The sequence below is a fragment of the Crocosphaera sp. Alani8 genome (genome assembly GCF_038442745.1).
Classification (GTDB): domain Bacteria; phylum Cyanobacteriota; class Cyanobacteriia; order Cyanobacteriales; family Microcystaceae; genus Crocosphaera.
The window spans coordinates 1-3,245 of sequence record NZ_JARVCN010000346.1; the positions used below are offsets into that span (position 1 = coordinate 1).

General features: G+C 36.4%; 3 protein-coding genes and 1 pseudogene. 3 read left to right on the forward strand and 1 reads right to left on the reverse strand.

Annotated elements, in window-relative coordinates:
- Positions 1-253 precede the first annotated feature (253 nt).
- From P9B04_RS17930 to P9B04_RS17940, 3 genes are all read left to right on the forward strand, one after another.
- Positions 254-1,951 (forward strand): LIC_10190 family membrane protein, encoded by a 1,698-nt coding sequence (locus tag P9B04_RS17930; RefSeq protein WP_342056345.1) that lies wholly within the window; start codon positions 254-256, stop codon positions 1,949-1,951.
- Between the two features lie 78 nt (positions 1,952-2,029).
- Positions 2,030-2,374 (forward strand): YtxH domain-containing protein, encoded by a 345-nt coding sequence (locus tag P9B04_RS17935; protein WP_342056346.1) that lies wholly within the window; start codon positions 2,030-2,032, stop codon positions 2,372-2,374.
- An 8-nt stretch (positions 2,375-2,382) separates the two neighbouring features.
- Positions 2,383-2,781 (forward strand): DUF948 domain-containing protein, encoded by a 399-nt coding sequence (locus tag P9B04_RS17940; RefSeq protein ID WP_342056347.1) that lies wholly within the window; start codon positions 2,383-2,385, stop codon positions 2,779-2,781.
- A 177-nt stretch (positions 2,782-2,958) separates the two neighbouring features.
- Here the strand turns inward: P9B04_RS17940 and P9B04_RS17945 are convergent.
- Positions 2,959-3,245 (reverse strand): annotated as a pseudogene (locus tag P9B04_RS17945) (phosphomannomutase/phosphoglucomutase); the annotation flags it as partial.

The following is a 3,245-nucleotide window of genomic DNA, read 5'->3' on the forward strand; positions in this document are numbered from 1 at the left end:
GTTTTATGAACATAGTTTGGAACTTTGTCTCGTCAGGTGCAAGATCTGAGTATAACTTCGTGTATAACTTGCAAAATAACTACATCTGAAGTCCTCTGTATAGCAGGAGAGAACGATTCTCTGAAAAGGTTTCAACGATCTAAACTATGATTAAACTACTCTAATTCCCTCAATTTCTCCTTGAGTAAAACTATGATAAACTCGGTTCACGATTGATCTTTATTAGGTTATTATTTCTTAATTTCAGCCCCTTATGGTTTCTTTTCTAGTAACTTGGTTAATTCTGTTACCTATTTGTACGTTAATTGGATTGTGGCTACTGAATGTTTGTGAGGTTAAGGATTTTTCTTGGCCGGGCGATCGCTTCATTATTTCAGTTTGGCTCGGAATTACTGTTCTCTGTTTATCTTGTATTAGTGTTGGGTTGATTTTACCATTATCGCCTCTAACGGGTTTACTAATAGGAATCATCTGGATATTTTTAGTTTACTTTTTTCCGAAAGCTAGACAGGATTTTTATCAACTGTGGCGACAAATTTCTTTAAATGCTCTGATTCAAGGATTCATAATTGCTCTAGGGGTTGCCATTTTTACGACACAACAAATTATTTGGTTCGATAGTGGATTGTATCATTTAGGCTCGATTCATTGGATGGCAAAATTTGGAGCAGTTCCTGGAATTGCACTAATTCACTCAAAGTTAGGTTTTACTTCTTCTTGGTTTGCTTTTTCTGCTCCTCTTGTCTGGAATTGGACTGAAGGAAAAGTTGGAGCAATTAGTAATGGTTATTTACTACTAATTTCTTTTTTTCATATCTGTTTTATTTTCCATAAATTGCGAGCTAATATAGCCAATTTTTCCGATAAGTTCATCATTATTTTCTTGGTTTCAATTCTCTTTATTTATTTAGCTGATAATGTAAATGGGAATAGCTTAATCTCTTTTTCTCAAGACATTCCAGTTGCTTTATTGATTGGCATTATTTCTTGGGTAATCTTAATAATTACTCCAGAAAAGCAGCAAACTGCTACTAGGTTTAACAAATTATTTTTCAACAGTGAATTTATACCACTGCTATTAAGTATCGGAGCCACTAGCATTAAAATAACTGCTGTTCCAGCTTTAGGTGTTATTTTATTGTTTTATATATATAAGAAAAAGTTGTCTTTTCAGACCTGTTTAATTTCCCTTGGTTTAATTACTATTTTGTTGCTCCCTAATTTTATATTTTCTCTCAATAGTTCTGGATGCCCTTTATATCCTTCAAACACAATGTGTCTGAATTTACCCTGGACAGTTAGTCAAGAAATTATTGAATCTGAAAATAAGAACATTATCGGTCAAGAGAATGATATATCTAGTATGGATGATGTTGGTAAAGTAGTTAGGAATCGATGGTCATGGTTTCTATCTTCTAAAAAAATTCAAGTGACTGTTTTATTATACTTATGTAGCATAGTATTAACAGGTTTAAGTTTTAAGAATAAGTGGATATTTAAATATGGTCAAACTTGGCTTTTTGCCCTAGGTTTATTAGGAGGTACTTTTATCATAGTAGTCATTCCTCTGATTCGTTTTGGGATAGGTTACTTCCTTGTTATTCCTAGTTTATTCTCAGCTAATTTGTGGTCAAAAAAATACCAAAAACCACACGTTCTGATTTTCAATAATAATATGGTTAAAGTAGGTAAATATTTGCCGATTTTCATTATATTATTGCTATTTTTAATGGGAAGAAATGATTTTAAAGAGCGCATTATTTTTCCTGCTCAATTGCCAGAACATGAGTTAATTAAAATGCAGAAAAACGACATAAACTATAGCTATCCTGCTGATTTTAAACTTCAATGCTGGGGTGCTGATTTACCCTGTGCTGCCTTAGAAGTAGAACAGAACATTCGCTTACGAGATCAAGAAAAAGGAATTTCTGCCGGCTTCCAGTATATGTAGTTTTGGAAAAAAAACTAAGAAGCCGTGATCCTCGGGCTAATTCTGCCTAAAATAATTGTTATAGTCAGAGGCAAAATTATGTCTAAAAATAACAACGGTGGTTTTTTTATGGCGGGTATGGTTATTGGCAGTGTGATGGGAACTGTCACAGCACTACTATTGGCACCCCGTTCCGGACGAGAAACCCGACGTATCATTAAAAAGTCTGCCGATGCTCTGCCAGAAATGGCCGAAGACTTATCCACCACTGTACAATTACAAGCAGATCGCCTCTCAGAGTCAGCACAAAAAAATTGGGATGGAACCCTAAGTCGACTCAAAGAAGCGATCGCCGCCGGTATGGAGGCAGCGCAAGTTGACACACCTCCTCTAGAATCTCCTCGGGATATTACCGCAGAAACCAACTCTTCTAACAATAATTAGGGAAAAACATGACTAGCGATCCCTTATTTTGGCTTAGCTGTTCCCTCTTCTTAATGGCACTAAGTTTGATGGCGGTTTTAATCGTAGCAATTCCTGTGTTACGGGAAATCGCCAGGGCTGCCCGTAGTGCGGAAAAATTGTTTGATACTCTATACCAAGAGTTCCCCCCTACCTTACACTCTATTCGCCTCACAGGGTTGGAAATCACTGAATTAACCGATGACATCGATAGCGGGGTTAAAAGTGCCTCAGATATCGTTAAACAGGTGGATAATGGTTTTAACCAAACCCAAATACAGATTAAAAAGGTGCAAAAAGGAACCCGTCGCTTGTTTAAAGGTTTTCAAGTGGGTTGGAAAACCTGGAATCGGGTTTCTCCAAGAACCTCAGATCCAGATCAATCCTAGTTTTCTTGAGGTAGGTTAGCAACCTGAGTTCGGTGTTAGTAGTTGAGTCTTTAATAAATTAGAATCAATCAATTGAGGGATTTTTCCAGCGCAGAAAGCAATCGCTTATTAATCAATATCAATTCTAATTTATCTAATCGTGCAGAACTTTCCGCCGAAGATTTTGCCCTAGCTACTTTAACTAAATGCTTCTAAATCTAAGGCATCAAAATCCTTTAAAAATTCCACAATTTTGTTAGCCATTTTTTTTACTCCTCCCGAAACATTGGATTCTATATTAATAGGAATAACGGGATCGTGCAAAGATAAACGGAGTAAAATCCAGCCACTTTCATCCCCAGCTTGACAAGCAATTCTTACTCCTTCGTAATTATTGGGAACGATTTGCCAATCATCTTGATTGGTTGCGAATTGGAAGCTTCTCAAAAAGTCTGGGGGGACTCGCCGAAAGTTAGGGGACAAAG